Consider the following 223-nt stretch of genomic DNA (forward strand, 5'->3'; position numbering starts at 1 on the left):
TTCCTGGCGGACCGCATCTTCTGCATGAGCGCCCGGCCGGGCCGCATCGTGGCCGAGCGGGAGGTGCCGTTCCCGCGCCCGCGCGATCTCGAGATCACCTATACTCCGGAAGTCTCCGCGCTCGTTCACGAGCTGCGCGGACATATCGCGCAGGCGCGCAGGGCAGCGTGAATTTCTCCATGAAAGCCAAGAACCAACTCGCCCTCGCGCCCTGGATTTTCAC

The 223-nt window shown here is 65.5% G+C and carries 1 pseudogene; it reads left to right on the forward strand.

Annotated elements, in window-relative coordinates:
* A pseudogene (locus tag E4K09_RS30030) lies at positions 1-171 on the forward strand (ABC transporter ATP-binding protein); the annotation flags it as partial.
* Between the last annotated feature and the right edge of the window lie 52 nt (positions 172-223).

This window comes from Microvirga pakistanensis (assembly GCF_004458765.1).
Classification (GTDB): domain Bacteria; phylum Pseudomonadota; class Alphaproteobacteria; order Rhizobiales; family Beijerinckiaceae; genus Microvirga; species Microvirga pakistanensis.